This is a genomic window from Alteribacter populi, from assembly GCF_002352765.1.
Classification (GTDB): Bacteria; Bacillota; Bacilli; order Bacillales; family Salisediminibacteriaceae; genus Alteribacter; species Alteribacter populi.
This window is the reverse complement of sequence record NZ_KZ293963.1, coordinates 4,300,987-4,316,979: the sequence shown is the minus strand read 5'-3', so window position 1 is coordinate 4,316,979 and position 15,993 is coordinate 4,300,987. Positions and strand designations below refer to the sequence as shown.

General features: G+C 40.1%; 16 protein-coding genes. 9 read left to right on the top strand and 7 right to left on the bottom strand.

Annotated features, from left to right (window positions below; genetic code table 11):
• Positions 1 to 81 precede the first annotated feature (81 nt).
• A complete protein-coding gene (locus CDZ94_RS19995) occupies positions 82 to 537 on the top strand; it encodes a GNAT family N-acetyltransferase (protein WP_096440191.1) in 456 nt (151 codons plus the stop codon).
• A 34-nt stretch (positions 538 to 571) separates the two neighbouring features.
• Here CDZ94_RS19995 and CDZ94_RS19990 read toward each other — a convergent pair whose 3' ends face one another.
• Positions 572 to 1,468, bottom strand: coding sequence for an NAD-dependent epimerase/dehydratase family protein (locus CDZ94_RS19990; RefSeq protein ID WP_245415766.1), 897 nt, complete (start codon positions 1,466 to 1,468; stop codon positions 572 to 574).
• A gap of 210 nt (positions 1,469 to 1,678) precedes the next feature.
• Between CDZ94_RS19990 and CDZ94_RS19985 the strand changes: the two genes are divergently transcribed.
• From CDZ94_RS19985 to treP, 4 genes are all read left to right on the top strand, one after another.
• Positions 1,679 to 2,074, top strand: a complete 396-nt coding sequence (locus tag CDZ94_RS19985; protein ID WP_096440189.1) for a GntR family transcriptional regulator — start codon at positions 1,679 to 1,681, stop codon at positions 2,072 to 2,074.
• Positions 2,061 to 2,939, top strand: a complete 879-nt coding sequence (locus CDZ94_RS19980; RefSeq protein WP_157911797.1) for an ABC transporter ATP-binding protein — start codon at positions 2,061 to 2,063, stop codon at positions 2,937 to 2,939. The genes CDZ94_RS19985 and CDZ94_RS19980 overlap by 14 nt, the downstream gene beginning before the upstream one ends.
• Positions 2,929 to 3,933, top strand: a complete 1,005-nt coding sequence (locus tag CDZ94_RS19975; protein WP_096440185.1) for a hypothetical protein — start codon at positions 2,929 to 2,931, stop codon at positions 3,931 to 3,933. Before CDZ94_RS19980 ends, CDZ94_RS19975 begins: the two co-directional genes overlap by 11 nt.
• Positions 3,934 to 4,610: 677 nt before the next feature.
• Complete coding sequence (treP, locus tag CDZ94_RS19970) at positions 4,611 to 6,023, top strand: PTS system trehalose-specific EIIBC component (protein ID WP_096440183.1); 1,413 nt, start codon at positions 4,611 to 4,613, stop codon at positions 6,021 to 6,023.
• A 79-nt stretch (positions 6,024 to 6,102) separates the two neighbouring features.
• Here the strand turns inward: treP and CDZ94_RS19965 are convergent, their stop codons facing one another.
• Together CDZ94_RS19965 and CDZ94_RS19960 are read right to left on the bottom strand one after the other, a co-directional pair.
• Entirely contained in the window at positions 6,103 to 7,023 is a 921-nt protein-coding gene (locus tag CDZ94_RS19965; protein ID WP_096441032.1) for a pseudouridine-5'-phosphate glycosidase, read from the bottom strand.
• A 103-nt stretch (positions 7,024 to 7,126) separates the two neighbouring features.
• Positions 7,127 to 8,209, bottom strand: coding sequence for a carbohydrate kinase (locus CDZ94_RS19960; RefSeq protein ID WP_198546738.1), 1,083 nt, complete (start codon positions 8,207 to 8,209; stop codon positions 7,127 to 7,129).
• A 301-nt stretch (positions 8,210 to 8,510) separates the two neighbouring features.
• On the opposite strand from CDZ94_RS19960, the gene CDZ94_RS19955 reads away from it, so the two are divergent.
• From CDZ94_RS19955 to splB, 4 genes are all read left to right on the top strand, one after another.
• Complete coding sequence (locus CDZ94_RS19955) at positions 8,511 to 10,154, top strand: ABC1 kinase family protein (protein ID WP_157911790.1); 1,644 nt, start codon at positions 8,511 to 8,513, stop codon at positions 10,152 to 10,154.
• Between the two features lie 16 nt (positions 10,155 to 10,170).
• A complete protein-coding gene (locus CDZ94_RS19950; protein WP_096440177.1) occupies positions 10,171 to 10,539 on the top strand; it encodes a phasin family protein in 369 nt (122 codons plus the stop codon).
• A 172-nt stretch (positions 10,540 to 10,711) separates the two neighbouring features.
• Positions 10,712 to 10,963 (top strand): transcriptional regulator SplA domain-containing protein, encoded by a 252-nt coding sequence (locus CDZ94_RS19945; protein ID WP_096440175.1) that lies wholly within the window; start codon positions 10,712 to 10,714, stop codon positions 10,961 to 10,963.
• A 32-nt stretch (positions 10,964 to 10,995) separates the two neighbouring features.
• Positions 10,996 to 12,024, top strand: a complete 1,029-nt coding sequence (gene splB / locus CDZ94_RS19940; protein WP_096440173.1) for a spore photoproduct lyase — start codon at positions 10,996 to 10,998, stop codon at positions 12,022 to 12,024.
• Positions 12,025 to 12,121: 97 nt separating this feature from the next.
• Here the strand turns inward: splB and CDZ94_RS19935 are convergent, their stop codons facing one another.
• From CDZ94_RS19935 to CDZ94_RS19920, 4 genes are read right to left on the bottom strand one after another with little or no spacing between them, the layout of a single operon-like run.
• A complete protein-coding gene (locus CDZ94_RS19935; protein WP_096440170.1) occupies positions 12,122 to 12,901 on the bottom strand; it encodes an energy-coupling factor transporter transmembrane component T family protein in 780 nt (259 codons plus the stop codon).
• Positions 12,885 to 14,624, bottom strand: coding sequence for an ABC transporter ATP-binding protein (locus CDZ94_RS19930; protein WP_245415765.1), 1,740 nt, complete (start codon positions 14,622 to 14,624; stop codon positions 12,885 to 12,887). Before CDZ94_RS19930 ends, CDZ94_RS19935 begins: the two co-directional genes overlap by 17 nt.
• A complete protein-coding gene (locus CDZ94_RS19925; RefSeq protein WP_096440166.1) occupies positions 14,605 to 15,210 on the bottom strand; it encodes an ECF transporter S component in 606 nt (201 codons plus the stop codon). Before CDZ94_RS19925 ends, CDZ94_RS19930 begins: the two co-directional genes overlap by 20 nt.
• Positions 15,211 to 15,223: 13 nt before the next feature.
• Positions 15,224 to 15,826 (bottom strand): YkoF family thiamine/hydroxymethylpyrimidine-binding protein, encoded by a 603-nt coding sequence (locus tag CDZ94_RS19920; protein WP_096440164.1) that lies wholly within the window; start codon positions 15,824 to 15,826, stop codon positions 15,224 to 15,226.
• Between the last annotated feature and the right edge of the window lie 167 nt (positions 15,827 to 15,993).

Sequence of the window (15,993 nt, the reverse complement as noted above, 5' to 3'; positions counted from 1 at the left end):
GGGGACTTTGAAGAGTATGAGAGATTTGCGATAAGATTAGTTGGTAGGATACATATAAGATAAAGATGCGGGGGAATAAACATGCCATGGAAAATGAAGTCATTTGAAGAATTAACGACAAATGAACTTTTCGCTATTTTAAAGGAACGCGTTAACATTTTTGTCGTAGAGCAAAATTGCCCGTACCCTGAAATTGATGATCATGACAAAATTGCCCATCACCTATTTAAAGAAGAACATGGTGAAATTATTGCCTATGCTAGAATTCTTCCTCAAGAAGCTACTTATCGTGAAGTTGCAATAGGAAGAGTAATCGTTACAAAAAAACAGAGAGGATACGGAGTTGGTCATGAACTAATGGAGCGTGCGATGGATTTTATATTAAACGACATGGAGGAGTCAATCGTGAAACTCTCATCACAAGACTATATCAAACATTTTTACGAATCGTTTGGTTTTAAACCGGTATCTAACGTATATCTCGATGATGGCATTCCTCATGTAGATATGCTATACAAAAAAAGCCGTCAGGAGTAATGTGACTCTCCTGACGGCTTTTTCATCTTGTCCCCTATCTTGGTATGTTTTTTGCTATGCTCTCTACTAAGTCAGGCAGCCATTCGGTTATTGGGTGAAAAGCATAACCGGAAGCTGTTACTAAGGAGACATCTTGATAGTTGGAAGCCGGGAAGTTAAAGGGCGATTGATTCTCCTTGTCTTGTGGCTTTTGAATTACCGCCTTCTTGCCTACTCTTGATTCTATTAACTCTAGTAGGGATCCTAAGGTAATTTGATCTGGAGCCGATGCATTTACAGGGCCACATAAATCTTTCGTTCCGACCCAAAACAAAAAGGCTGCTAGGTCGTCAGCTTCTACAAACGACAGCTTGGTTTCAGCTTCATTAATAAATATGGGCTCTTCTTTTAACACTTTCCGAACGTGATCATGCAGCCGCTCTGTATAATCGTCTTCCCCTAGAACGATCGGAGGGCGAACAGCTGTAACAGGAAATGTAGCTTGCTGGAAAAACACTGCTTCTGCTAAACGTTTTCCTTCCCCATAGTTAAATTCCGCTCTATTTCCCATTTGAACTGAATATTTATAGGGATCAAAATCTTTTTCTACTTTACTAGCTTTTTCTGTCCACTCATAGACAGAAAGAGTCGAGGTTAGAATATATTGCTTTGTTTTTTCTTTAAAAACATCACACGCAATCTTGGCATCACTTGGAGAATAACAAATTTGATCATAGACTACATCCCACCGCGTGTCTTCAAATGATACTTCCATCGCTTTTCGATCAGAACGATCCACCCTTACACGAGTAACTTGGTCACCAAAAGGGGCTGGTTGATTTCCCCTTGTTGCAATCGTGACACGATCTCCATTATTTATGAGTAATTCTACTAATCCCTTACCAAAAAAGCGTGTTCCACCTAATACGAGTACATTTCTTATTTGCTTCATTAAATTCACCTCTTCTTTCTAGCTTAATCCTTTCTCCAATTAAAGCACAATTTCCTGCTTCACTATTCAGGACTACCATGCTTAACCTGAAAAAAATTTGACACCTAATCAAAAAAGAAATAAACTACTGGTGTACTATTATGAATAATACACACATCACACGCACGGATTCTTAAAGGATTACAATTCGAACATCAAGGTGGTGAAGCGATGTACTTTAATATTGACCCCAAGAAAAACACCCCACTTTATGAACAAATCATTCATCAGGTGAAGGAAATGTGTGCAAAAGGATTATTAAGACCAAATGAGAAGCTTCCTTCCGTAAGAGAGCTTTCATCGCAAATTGTCATCAACCCTAATACTGTTAGTAAAGCGTATCGTGAGTTGGAGCGTCAAGGTGTCATTATGACAATTCGCGGCAGAGGAACATTTATCTCCGAAGATTTTGTTCAGACGCATGACCCAAGAGAGGTGGAGAAAATTAGGCAATCATTAAAGCAAGTAGTGATCGACAGTCACTATGCGGGGATCCAAAAAGATCAAGTACGTGAATGGATGGATGAGTTTTACGAAGATATAGGGGGAAATGATAATGAAGGTTGAACAGCTATCCAAACGAATTCACAATAATGAAATTTTAAAATGTATCTCATTCGAAATAAAACCCGGTAATATCGTTGGAATCGTTGGTAGAAATGGTGCAGGAAAAACAACATTGTTGAGAACGATGGTAGGCATACTTGACCCAACTAATGGTGACGTAAAAATAAATGATAAAAGTATTTTTACAAACCCAGAAATTAAGCAAAATGTCATCTTTGTCCCTGATTCATCAGAGGCACTCAAAAACTACTCAACAAAAGAACTTGTGAAACTTTATAAAACCGTTTATCCACGTTTTGATGAAGCATACTTCAAAGAACTAATGGACCGCTTTTCCCTTCCTGAATCGAAGAAAATCGGCAATTATTCAAAAGGTATGAAAGCTCTTTTTACGCTTGTTGTTGCATTCTCTACAAAGGCAAAGTACATCATTCTCGATGAGCCAACTGACGGCCTTGATGTTATCGTCAAACGGCGCATCTTAAAAACACTCGTAGAAGAAGTGGCCATGAACGATGTGTCCGTCATTATTTCTTCTCATCGACTCGATGAACTGGAATTTATGGCCAATGACATCATTATGATTAAAGACGGTGAAGTAGACAGCCATTACGAGCTTGATGAAATGAAAGCTATGTACAAAAAAGCCCAAGTTGTATTTCAAGATTACATGCCTGATGAAATAAAAGAGCACGTAAACGTTTTAAATCAAACCGGTCGTGTGTACACGATTATTATCGAAAACGAAAAGTCAGGAGCGGAAGCAGCTATCCTTAAAGAAAAACCGTTATTATTTGAGGAGCTTTCCATGTCACTTGAAGACATTTTCGTGGCAAAGTTAGGAGGGAAAGATTTTGTTTCATAAAGCGCTTTGGATGCAAAACTACAAGCAGTCAAAAATGATTGTATGGATTCTCTTCGTGATCTTTATTATTCACCTGCCATTTCAAGCCATAGTTACGATTGAGAACTGGCGAGAAGCGGGTAGCGTGTTTAACAATCGTGTGTCGGATATGTACTTGTTATTTACGGGTGGATCTTTGCCCCTGTTCGGTACGATTAGCATTATCGTTTTAGCAGGCTTACTTATTGGCATTGAGCGAAACACAAGAAGAAACGACTTTACGTTCTCTCTTCCCTTTAAGCGTCGTGATATGTTTTTAGCTAAATGGTTATTTGGAGCAATGGCGATTACACTCATTCATTTACTTAATTTCATCGTTACTTATTTGATGATCCAAACAACTGAATTCAGTTACGTTTTAAATGACCTCACATTAACCGCCATTCTCTGGTCGCCTTTATTAGGCTTTTTACTGTTGTTTTCATTCGCTATGTTTTTCGGTACTATTGCAGGGGAAATGGTGTCCCAAGTTGTGTTAACCTTGATTTTTTCAATCTTCCCGTTCGGATTTATTATGCTTCTAGTTTTCTTTACAGAGGTGAATTTTGGAACATATTTACCTCGGCTGCCTTTGGAATGGATTAGCAATATTACGTTAGTCACGTACGTTTTCACACTTGAAAGCTTTAACAATAGCTCAACAGGCGACTTAATAACAGGTGCAATCATTGGAACCGTTGTCTTTTTCGTATTAGGACTGCTTCTTTACGAACGAAACCGAGTCGAACATAATGGAGAATTTTTAGTGTTCAAGCAGCTCCATCCGCTATTTTTAATCGGAATCGTGATATGCTTTGCCTTGTTCGGAGGAATGATCCTATCCTCCCTTGTTCCTTGGGGCATGAGTGAATTTCAAGTTATTTTCTATTGGATTGGCTTTGTGATTTTCGCATTGTTTAGCTTTTTGATCACTCGAAGGCTTTTAAGAATGAATGTGACTGTGAAAAATAAATAAACTTCTGATTATGTCCCCCTCTCTTTCATTTGAGATGGGGATTTTTTTCGAGAAAAACTTTTTGGCTCGTATTTGGGTGGTTTCGGCTCGTAAAAGTTTTAATTCGACTCGTAAACTCCTCTTCTAAGCTTTTAAACGATTTAAATATCGCCACTTTCCCCATCAAGACGTTAAATCATTAATTCTATATGTCAAAGTCTCTTTTCTTCTCTCCTCAATTCCACATACTTCCTATTAAATTTCTAAAATAAAACGCTTGCATAGGGTGTATATACAAGATACAATATAAATCGAAAGAAGGACTTGTATATACAATATTAACTCTTTATTCACATATCAGCACGTGTTCAAAATAGGAGGACAACAAAGGCTGAAAGTTCAGGAAGCACCGCATTGACTAGGAACCATGGGTTAAATGAAGTGACGAAAACACTGGAGCACCACCCTGAATAAGCACAATCGTTTATCTATTTTTCCAAGACCTTTTTGAGCTTCTCTATCAGGTTTAAAATAACAAGTTCTGAGGTACAAGGAACCGAGTGTTTTTTCTCATAATCAATGTTAGTAAGGGGATTCTATTCATAGTTAAACTGTTTAGCATGTTTATGAAAACGATTACTAATCATCTTTGACCTCATGTTTCGTATTCAAATTCGAATAATGTAGGAGGCAGCAAAATGGCTCAATATGAAAAGCAAGTGAAAGAAATTTTAGAAACCATCGGTGGGGAAGAAAATATTGAAAAAGCAACCCACTGTGTAACGCGACTTCGAATGTCGCTAAAAGACGAATCCAAAGTTGATTCAGAAAAGCTTGAAAGCATCGATGTTGTTAAAGGTTCCTTTTCAACGAATGGTCAATTTCAAATTATCATTGGTCAAGGGACTGTAGACAAAGTCTATAAAGAAATGATTGAAATGACCGGTATTGGGGAGTCCTCAAAGGACGATGTTAAAGAGGCATCTGCCTCAAAGCAGAACTGGTTACAGCGCGGTGTGAAAATGCTTGCGGATATCTTCATTCCAATTTTACCTGCGATCGTGACCGCTGGTTTACTACTTGGTCTGAATAACATCTTGACCGGAGAAGGTATTTTCTTTGAGCCGTCTGTTGTTCAAGCGTACCCGCAATGGGCTGACTTAGCTGAAATCATTAACGTAATCGCCAGCGCCGCCTTTGTATTTTTACCTGCACTGATTGGATGGTCAGCGGTAAAACGGTTTGGAGGTAGTGAGCTCTTAGGCATCGTACTCGGTTTGATTTTAGTTCACCCTGATTTACTTAATGCTTGGGCTTACGCTGAAGCGGATGCTGCTGGTGAAGTCCCAATGTGGAATTTACTCGGACTAGATATTCAAGCGATTGGCTACCAAGGACAAGTTTTACCTGTTCTCTTCTCAGCTTATATTTTATCAAAAATTGATATTTTCCTAAGAAAACGCGTTCCCGATTCCATTCAAATGCTCGTTGTTGCTCCTGTAGCACTACTTGTCACTGGTTTCCTAGCATTTATCGTGATCGGTCCAGTAACATTTTTCATAGCGAACGGTATCACTGATTTCTTCGTATGGCTGTTTACGTCATTACCGGCCATCGGTGGTCTCGTATATGGTGCTCTTTATGCGCCTCTTGTTGTGACTGGGATGCACCATGCGTTCCTAGCTGTTGACTTGCAGCTTGTTGGTACAGGAAATGGAACATTTTTATGGCCGATCCTGGCACTATCTAACATTGCCCAAGGTTCTGCAGCGTTAGCGATTATGTTTGCAACTCGCAATGAGAACATGCGCGGACTTTCTTTAACTTCTTCCGTGTCAGCTTATCTCGGCGTTACCGAGCCTGCACTATTCGGGGTAAACATACGTTACAGGTTCCCATTCGTTTGTGCGATCATCGGTGCAGCAACAGCCGGTATGTTTATTACGATTAACAGTGTACTAGCATCATCAATAGGCGTTGGAGGACTTCCAGGATTTCTATCCATCTTCCCACAAGACTGGATTCCATTCTTTATCGGTATGGCGATTGCGATCGTAGTACCGTTCATCCTAACATTCCTCTACGCCAAATTAATCGCCAAAAACGTATAAGGGACTGTCCCCGCACAATTTTGTGTAAAAAGCCCAACTGTTATTGACAGTTGGGCTTTTTTAGTATCTGTTTTGGAATTTATTGTTGTCGTTCTTTAGTAAGCTGTACGGCAATTTCAGCGCCTACGCGTGCGTTGTTTTCAACTAGTGAAATATTGGATTCGAGCGTTTTACCTTCACTCTTTTCTTTTAAGCGATCGAGTAAAAATGGTGTCACTTCTTTACCGCTAATTTCATTTTGACTCGCCTCTTTTAAAGCCTCTTGAATAATCGCATCGATCCATTTTGGGTCGAGCGCACTTTCATCTGGTAACGGATTACCGATTACAGCTCCCCCTTGAAGTCCCAGTTCCCATTTTGCATGAAGCATTTTAGCAACTTCATGGGCTTCCTCTACCGTTATGTCAACTCCAAATCCGCTCTTTGCAGTGTAGAAGGCGGGGAATTCATCCGTTTGATATCCGACTACTGGTACGCCTTTCGTTTCAAGATATTCAAGAGTTAAACCAATATCGAGTATCGATTTTGCACCTGCACATACAACCGCAACGTTCGTCTTTGCTAGTTCCTCCAAATCTGCTGAGACATCCATTGTTTTTTCTGCCCCTCTATGGACACCGCCAATACCACCAGTTACAAATACATCAATGTCAGCTAACTCTGCACAAATCATCGTCGCTGCAACTGTTGTTGCACCAGTTCGGTTTGAAGTCAATACAGAAGCCAAATCCCTCCGGCTAACCTTGGCTACTCCTTCTTCTTTGGCAAGAGTATCAATTTCTTCATGTGTTAATCCGACCTTTATTTTCCCATCCATGATTGCGATTGTTGCAGGGACTGCCCCTTGATCACGGATAATTTGTTCCACCTTTTTTGCTGTTTTAACATTTTGAGGGTACGGCATACCGTGTGAAATAATCGTCGACTCAAGAGCCACAACAGGCAACCCGATTTTCTTCGCTTCCAATACTTCATTAGATAATTGTAGCCAATTTTTCAATTTCATGTTGATCTCCTCCAATAACAGTTTTCTCTTTTTAGCTTTTGAGCATTAATTGAATAAAACGCCCGAATAGCAACGAGTAGGGTAACAGTTCCTTTCACTAACGCTCGTTCATTCGTTCTTCAACTCTTGTCACTGATAAGTCCCGATTCACACTTTGTTTACTTTCTACAGTTAAACTTGCAGCGGCTAACCCAAACTTGGCTGCTTCTTCTACACTAGACCCTTCCTGGATCCGATAAAAGAATGCTGCTGAAAAAGCATCTCCTGCTCCTGTTACGTCTACTACCTCTGCATGGACGGCAGGAATGTGACCTTGCATGGCAGATTTAGAAAAGCAAGTCACTCCTTTTTCTCCTTCTGTTACAACAACATGTTCAACACCTTTTTCCATAGCTATCATGGCGAGTTCTCTTTGACTGTTAGAGCGTGCACCTGCCAACGCCTGTAATTCACCTTCATTACAAATAAGGTAGTTCACGCCTCTTAAGTCATTTGGCAACCGCTCCATCTTTGAGACAGAAACTCCGACAATCCCAAGAAGCCGTTCTTCATTTTTTGCATACGTAATAATTTCTTCTAACGTTTCCTGTGGAAAATTCGTGTCAACAACGATTAAGTTGGCAGTTCGAATATGAGCCCATTTATCCTCAATGAGTTCTGGTACCGCACGATCGTAAATATCCATATCTGCAAATGCTACAATCATCTCACCTTTGTCATCTAAAATGGCACTGTAAGATCCTGTTTTTTCATTATGAATCTTCACAGTTGGACTCATATCTACCGTTTGATACGTTTGTTTTACGATTTCCTTTCCCTCAACATCTTCCCCTATGGCTGACAATAAAGAAACGTCTGCGCCTAAAATTCCTAGGGTTTCGGCAATATTTCGCGCTACCCCGCCAATCGATTGATGAGTTTTTACTGGATTTGACGTGTGCCAATGTAATGAATCCTTTAAACAGATTTTTCGGTCCACATTTGCTCCGCCTATACACAGAATTTTGTCACTTTGTTTTAATACGTAGGCTTTACCAACAATCTCTCCACTTTTCATTAACGAAGAAATGTAACCAGCCACTGCTGACCGGGATAAAGAAAGCTTATCTGCAATTTCCTGCTGAGAGATGTACGGATCCTTTTGGATTAAAGACAGAATTTTTTTCTCCCGTTCATTCACCCGAGCCGCCCTCCTTTTACTAAATAAGGATCTTTTCTCAAGACTGTTTTCGTAAAGTTGGTTACTTTTTGAGCGATTATTCGGGCTCAAATAACGTTACAGACAAATGAATTTGTCCTCCATGACCTTAAAGTTTACGAAAACAACCTAATAAAAAGTAACTGAATATCTAACGAAACTATAACATATGTCCTAAATACAAACAAATGTTTATTTTTTTAAAACATATTTCCATTCAATAAAGGGAATAGGTAGTTTTAGATAGAATGGTGTATAGGGAATGGAGATAGGAGGAACGTCATTGAAAACCAACTCACTTTATCGGATTTCAGTTATTGTCTTTATGTTCATTAAGTTTATGATGCAGCTTTACTTCTTTAATAAACGGAACAAGCACTGGGATTCTGATACTCATGAAAGATGGGAAAGCCTTCTAAAAAAACAAGCGTCTGAATACCGTGAACGGGCGATTCAGCTTCAAGGACTGATGATAAAAGCCGGTCAATTTTTAAGCACGCGGGCAGATATTTTACCTGACGTTTTCTTACAAGAGCTTGAAGACCTAATCGACCGTGTCCCACCAGTTCCAGCAAGAATATCAAGACAATTACTAGAAAAAGAATGGGGACGAAGTATTTGGGATTGGTTGAGTGAACTAAGTGAACAACCTGTCGCATCGGCTTCTATTGGTGAAGTTTACCGGGGACGATTACATAATGGTGAAGAAGTCGCGATTAAAATCCAGCGTCACAACATCGAAAAAATTTTTCGTACTGACTTCAAAGCTTTACGTATTATTCTTTGGATTGCCAATCATTTTACTAAGTTTGGGAAACAAGCCGACTTAAAGTCCCTTCATAAAGAATTAGTTAAAACAATTGGGAATGAACTAAACTTTTCAAAGGAATTAAAAAACGGGGAATACTTTAAGAAACGTTTTCATGATCAGGAACAATTTTATATCCCGCAGTATTTCGAGGAATACTCAACCAGACGGGTACTTGTAATGGAATGGATCGATGCTGAAAAAGTAACAAATACGTCCTTTTTACAGAAAAATAACATTGACCGTAAAGAATTGGCCAAATGTGTTTTTCATTTTTTCATGGGTCAATTATTAGATGATGGTATGTTTCACGCAGACCCCCATCCGGGAAATATTTTAGTAACGCCGAACGGAACATTAGTTGTCATCGACTTCGGAATGGTAGGTACCATTCAAAGGCAAGATGCATCAAAATTAAGAAAAATGGTGGAAGGATTTGTCTTGGAAGATTATCAGTTGGTCATTCAACAGTTACAGGAAATGGGCTTTCTTCTTCCTCATGCAAATAAACATAAGCTACAATCGATTTTAAAACATTCAGTGGAATCCTATTTAGATGATGATCTTTACAAATTAGATCTAGACGTAATAGAAAATATTTTTAAGGATCTTCAAGAGCTAGTCCAAGAACAACCAATCCAGCTCCCTTCCGAATTCGCCTTCCTTGGAAGAGCAGGTTCTATAGCACTAGGATTATTAACTATCGTTGACCCTGAAATTGATTTTATTGCATTAGGTAAACCCGTAATTAAAGATTGGCTAAAAGAGACAGAGGAAGAGGAAGGAAATCTTCGCCTGCAAGTCTTAAAAGATTCTGTGAAACCATTACTTGCCGTTCCCCGTAACTTAAATAACTGGCTTCAATCTCCCAAATACACACGTCGTGCTGAGGCTCGTCGGGAATGGCGAGGCTATGAGCATCAACGATACGTCCTTTTGATTGGATTTTCCAGTGCTACTTTTTTAGTCAGTCTCATCTTCCTGTTTTTAAGTCTTCTTTTAGAAGCAAATTCACTATTTACTTTCAGTATTTTCATCACGATTGTAAGTGCTCTGTCATCCTTTTTGTTTTTATTTTTTCATAAACGCTGGGTATCAAGTTTTCGGGAAAACGATTAAATGAGGAGGTTCATAAATGAGTGATTTACTAAAAAAAGGATTTTTACTTGGACTTGGAGCAGCGGTGACAAGTAAAGAAAAAGCAGAAAAATACTTTCAAGAGTTAGTTGTTAAAGGAAAAGTCACCCCGGACGAAGCGAATGAAATGATCGACTCTTTCGTAAAGAAAGGAGCCGAAACCGAGGAAACATGGAACCGCCGTACTAAAGAACGAGCGCAACAAATTTTTAAGGACTTAGATCTTGCATCAAAAACAGAATTGACGGCGCTTGAGTCACGTGTCAAAGAATTGGAACAACGTTTAGCTGATTTTAACACTGGAGATGAAAAGGAAACAATTGATCCTGCCCCGGAAACTTATACTGAATCAAAAGATAAAGAATAACTTCCCATTTGTGCCCTCTATTCGAGGGCACTTTTTTTTAGAATTATTGAGTATGAACCTAAACCTGCTGAGGGTATTTCCCCACTTACCATCCATTAACAGCTCTGATTTTGAATAAAGAAGTTGAGAAGATTGAAGCTAACACTATCCTGTATAAAAGAGAGGTTTATTTATGAACATTCAAGAATTGCGCAGCGGTGATCAAGTATACGTTATTTACCGGAACCCTCACGCACAAACGGTAGCACAAATACAAGAAGCCACTATCGCTGAACACCCCGATCACCCTGGAAGATTGTCTTTGTTATTATTTGAAGAATATTACCCTCTTTCCGATGAATACGCGATGTATTCAAGCTATCAAGAAGCAGAAAAGATGTACAAGCAATATTTTGACTTACCAGTAGATGGAGATCTGTTTTAATTAAGCAAAGTAAACTGGAAGGAATGAAGACGGTGATCAAACCATTTATGCCACAGCTTGTCTATATCGAACCGCAAGCATTAGAATATCCCTTGGGTGCAAAATTAAAGGAAAAATTTGAAGACTTAGGTGTGGAAATCAGACAGACCACTTCTCACAATCAAGTTCGAAACATTCCAGGAGAAAATCATCTTCAAAAATATCGGAATGCAAAATCCACTCTTGTGATTGGTGTCCGGAAAACGTTAAAGTTTGATACTTCTAAACCTTCAGCAGAATACGCTATACCATTAGCAACCGGATGTATGGGCCACTGTCAGTATTGTTATTTACAGACAACGATGGGGAGTAAACCGTATATTCGCACGTACGTTAACCTTGAAGATATCTTTTCTCAGGCAGAAGATTATATGAACGAACGAGCGCCTCAGGATACACGATTTGAAGCATCTTGTACATCAGATATTGTCGGTATTGACCACCTGACTCATTCGTTAAAACAGGCAATTGAGTTTTTTGGCAATTCAGAAAATGGGAAGCTCCGATTCGTAACGAAATACCACCATGTTGACCATTTATTAGATGCTGATCATAAAGGAAAAACAAGGTTTCGCTTCAGCATAAATGCTGATTATGTAATCCGCAACTTTGAGCACGGAACTTCTCCTTTAGATTACCGGATAGGTGCTGCAGCAAAAGTAGCCGATGCTGGTTATCCCCTTGGGTTTATCGTTGCTCCTATTTATATTCATGATGGATGGAAGGAAGGCTACGAAAAAATGTTTCAAAAGCTAAATGAACAATTGTCTGAAAAAGCACGAGAAGATCTAACTTTCGAATTAATTCAACACCGCTTTACGAAGCCTGCTAAACGAGTGATTCAAAAGAATTATCCGATGACAAAGCTTGAACTTGATGAAGAGAAACGGAAATACAAGTGGGGGAGGTACGGAATAGGAAAATACGTATATCAAAAAGATGAGCAGGAGGATTTAAAGAACACAATGCAAGCTAATATTGAACGCTATTTCCCTGAAGCAAAATTAGAATATTTTACTTAAGGTTACTAATTCTGAGCTTTTAATACCTACATTTCATCCCTTAAACCTAACAATAAAATGAGAGCCTTCATTACAGAAGACTCTCTTCACTCATCAATCACAACTGACGACCAAAAACATTCAGATAGCCTAATAAATAGGACGTAAAGACCGTTACAAAAAAAACAAATACGAACGTAGAAAAGAACACCCAGTCTCGCCGCGTTACCTTCATCTCATGATAATGAGAGCGTTTTGGAGAACCTGTAAATCCTTTTGATTCCATTGCCACAGCGACACGTTCAGCTTTACGAATCGCATTTGCCAACAATGGAATCGCGTAACGGCGAAACTGCCGTATGCGTTCCTTTATCCCTTTTGCTCTCCCCACTCCACGAATTCGGTGGGCTTGACGAAGCACCTCGAACTCATGACGGAATGTCGGGAGAAACCGGTATCCTGCCAGAATCCCAAATGTCAGCTTCGGAGGGAGTTTTATTTGCTGCATGAGGCTGAGCATAAATTTCGTTGAATCCGTCGTTAACACAAACATGAGCGATAATGCTACTAAACAAAGAGATCTAAGCCCCAAACTAACTGCAACCATCATACTGCCGCTCGTTACTTCAAACCACCAAAAGGATAGAATAACGTCCCCACCTGAAAAGGTATCGTTCGAATAAAGCATCGTCATCCAGGCAAAACCGAGAGAGACAAACACAAAAGGTGTAAAAATGAGGAGCCAACGCTTCACTGAAATATCACTTAACAAAAAGGTCATTACAATTGTAAACACTAAATAAAGAAGAGGTGTCAAAGGGTCAAAGATAAATGCGAGCAGTAATCCGGGAATAAAGATAGTAAAAGCTTTCATTGTAGGATTAATGGACGTGAGCATGATGAGCTTCCCTTCTTTGTTTCCGATTAGTTTCGCTTTCCAACCGCTTTACCTCTTGGTTTACTCTCACACGATAAGGGAGTCGCAAGTGTGCAGACTCGATCAATGACGTCTCCTCCCAAAGATCTCGTGGTGATCCACCGAAACTTACAGACCCTTGCTGTAACACGTATACCTTTTCACAATACTGATCAACGAGTTCCATGTCATGTGTTACGAAAACAATCGTTGTCCCTTGATCTCTTAGTTTCGAAATCATTCGCATCAGCTCTTCCGTTGTTTTCGCATCCTGACCAAACGTTGGCTCATCGAAAAGCAGCAGTTTCGGGTTTTCATCCAACATCGTTGCTACACTTAACCGCCGCTTTTGCCCTCCGCTTAAAGCAAAAGGATTAGTCCACTCCTTCCCTTCTAACTGGAACGAAGCTAAAAGCGCCTTCACATTCTCTTCAACCTGTATACTCTTAGTCCCATTCAGCTTCATTCCAAAAGCAAGCTCATCATAAACGGTATCTGTAATGAATTGGTGCTCAGGATTTTGGAAAACGAAGCCGAGATCACGTCTAAGGTCACGTTCTTCCCATATCTCAAAAGGTTTACCTAAAAATGTGCGTGCACCGGTTCCAGGTGATAAAATTCCTGCCATAAGCTGAAGAAGAGTTGACTTTCCCGCACCGTTTTCTCCTACTATACCGACGAATTCCCCTGTATTTAAGGAAACATTCACACCACTTAGAATCGGTTTCTTCTGCCGTGCAAAACCAACTCCTGAAAACGTCAGACTCGATGTCGACAAACCATGGTCACTTATGGGATCCGCGCTTTTCTCGAGGGTATTCAATTTGTTATTATACAAATAAATAGCCAATTCTTTTTCGGTCAAAGGCATCTCATCAGGATTAAACTTATGATAAATACCTGTTTCAACAGTATCTCGAACCACTTTTGGCAAGTGAATGCCTTCGCGTTGCAAGTCCGAATACTGACGATAGAAAACGTCCTGAGGCGCACCTTCTACAAAGAGTCTACCTGCTTTGTCCATAGCCAAGACTCGATCCGTTTGAGCAACCCAATCATCAAGCTGATGTTCGATAATCAGAACGGCGATTTCCCTTGATTGTTTTAGTGAATCGATGAGATCGATAAACTCTTTTCGGGAAGCAGGGTCAAGGTTAGCAGTCGGTTCATCTAAGATGAGTAAAGATGGCTGGAGTAATAAAACAGAAGCGAGTGCTACCTTCTGTTTTTGGCCTCCAGACAATTCATGAATTGCGCGGTAGCGTTCTTCTTCTAGTCCAACCGCTACTAAAACATGTTCCATTCGCTCTTCCATCTTTTCTCTTGGTACATTGATATTTTCCATCGTAAATGCTAACTCATTTTCCACTGTAATCATACAAAACTGGCTTTCAGGATCTTGGAAAACAACACCTACACGTTGGTTAACTGCCCCCTTTTCAAATGAATCCAGACGCTTTCCTTCATAATAAATATTCCCTTCTGACCAACCTTCCACGACTTCAGGAAAAAGTCCGTTCAGGCAAAGAGCCAACGTACTTTTCCCGGAGCCACTTGGACCCATTAAGAGTACCGTCTCACTTCTCCCAATCGAAAAACTCAGTTGATTGAGAAGAGGGCTTTCCTTTTTCGCCTCATAATCAAACGAAAATTTTTCAACGTTTACAAGCGTAGACTCGGGTAAGTTACGATATCTTTTGTTCACGCTTAGCCTGCCACTCCTTTCCAAGAGCATAACTGCGAAGGACTCCTGTATTAGCTAACTGATCGCCAATCCATTTACCGAGTAATCCGGCTAGTAGCGCACCGCTGATACAACGGACGATAAACATAGCCACAACCATTGAAGTGGATAATGCAGCAAACCCGGAAATAAACCAACCCCACACAAAGCTAAATATAGCAGCAGATACACCAGCTAGCATTAAGACCATGAGATTGTAATTTTTCCAGCGAGTAGCGGCAAATACGACTTCAGCTCCAAGCCCTTGAATAAGCCCTGAAATAATCAATCGTGGCCCAGCTGGGCTCCCAATTAACACTTGAATGGTGGCCGCAATCGTTTCTGATATAAGTGCAGCACCTGGTTTTCGAATGACATATGCAGTAATAATGGAAACAATAAACCAAATGCCAAAAATGACTTCATAACCAAATGAACCTAACCCAAAGGGGGCGAGAACATTTCGCAACCCTTGCCCGAAAAAGTAAAACAAAAGGTAAATAACACCGAATACAACACCAAAGATTGACATTAACACAATTTCACGTAATTTCCATGCTGCTGACAAATGAACCCCCTCCTTACTTATCTTTTGTAGACGGGCTATTTGCAGAAATTGCTGCCGTCATTGTCACATGGCTTCGTTCATAAGTTTTAGACGTATTCACAAATGCTTCTTCGAGCGTTCTGAACACATCGTTTGCATCTCCATCTAAGCGGCTTGCATAATGAACACCTTTTGTAAAGGTACCTATATCTTGAGCAACACCTACTTGCTCTGCAATAATTTGCATGTAATCCGGATTATTTAAAGGATACAGCGCAAATTGCGTCGCTGCTTCCACTTCCTCTGCTTGAGCCGCCTCTTCGTTTAGTCGGACACCATCTTCAGACATGTACGTGTCTCCTTCAGAATCACCGGGGCATCCGATTGAAAAAGTGCCATTAAAGACAACGTGGACCCCTGTTTTAGCCGCATGGACGAAGATCGCCTTTATCACATCAAACACGTGCTCACTCCGGCCTCTCACACAAGTACTCACATCGTCTGTTTTCATCCATACCTTACTTGTGTCTACCTCTTCAAGCGCTCCTTTAATGACCGTCACAAAGTTGTCAGTCATCGGGTACACTGAAAAGCGACACCCAACAATACGACTCATTCCACAGCTTAAACCTTCCATTTTTTACTCCTCCTTGAAATATCTCGTTTTCAACATCTCCGCTCGCAAAAGGACCCGTTGAAATTCTACCTTTTACTTTCTTACTGATTTCGCAAAGATAGAGCCAATCTTTTATAAAAGAGCCTTCCGACAATAACAAAAAAACTGCACCTTCATGAGAAGATGCA

Bases quoted from the DNA above. Each gene is read 5' to 3' on its own strand.
- CDZ94_RS19995 (WP_096440191.1), top strand. From the start codon at position 82: ATGCCATGGAAAATGAAGTCATTTGAAGAATTAACGACAAATGAACTT.
- CDZ94_RS19990 (WP_245415766.1), bottom strand. From the start codon at position 1,468: ATGAAGCAAATAAGAAATGTACTCGTATTAGGTGGAACACGCTTTTTT.
- CDZ94_RS19985 (WP_096440189.1), top strand. From the start codon at position 1,679: ATGTACTTTAATATTGACCCCAAGAAAAACACCCCACTTTATGAACAA.
- treP (WP_096440183.1), top strand. From the start codon at position 4,611: ATGGCTCAATATGAAAAGCAAGTGAAAGAAATTTTAGAAACCATCGGT.
- CDZ94_RS19950 (WP_096440177.1), top strand. From the start codon at position 10,171: ATGAGTGATTTACTAAAAAAAGGATTTTTACTTGGACTTGGAGCAGCG.
- CDZ94_RS19945 (WP_096440175.1), top strand. From the start codon at position 10,712: ATGAACATTCAAGAATTGCGCAGCGGTGATCAAGTATACGTTATTTAC.
- CDZ94_RS19935 (WP_096440170.1), bottom strand. From the start codon at position 12,901: ATGCTCACGTCCATTAATCCTACAATGAAAGCTTTTACTATCTTTATT.
- CDZ94_RS19920 (WP_096440164.1), bottom strand. From the start codon at position 15,826: ATGGAAGGTTTAAGCTGTGGAATGAGTCGTATTGTTGGGTGTCGCTTT.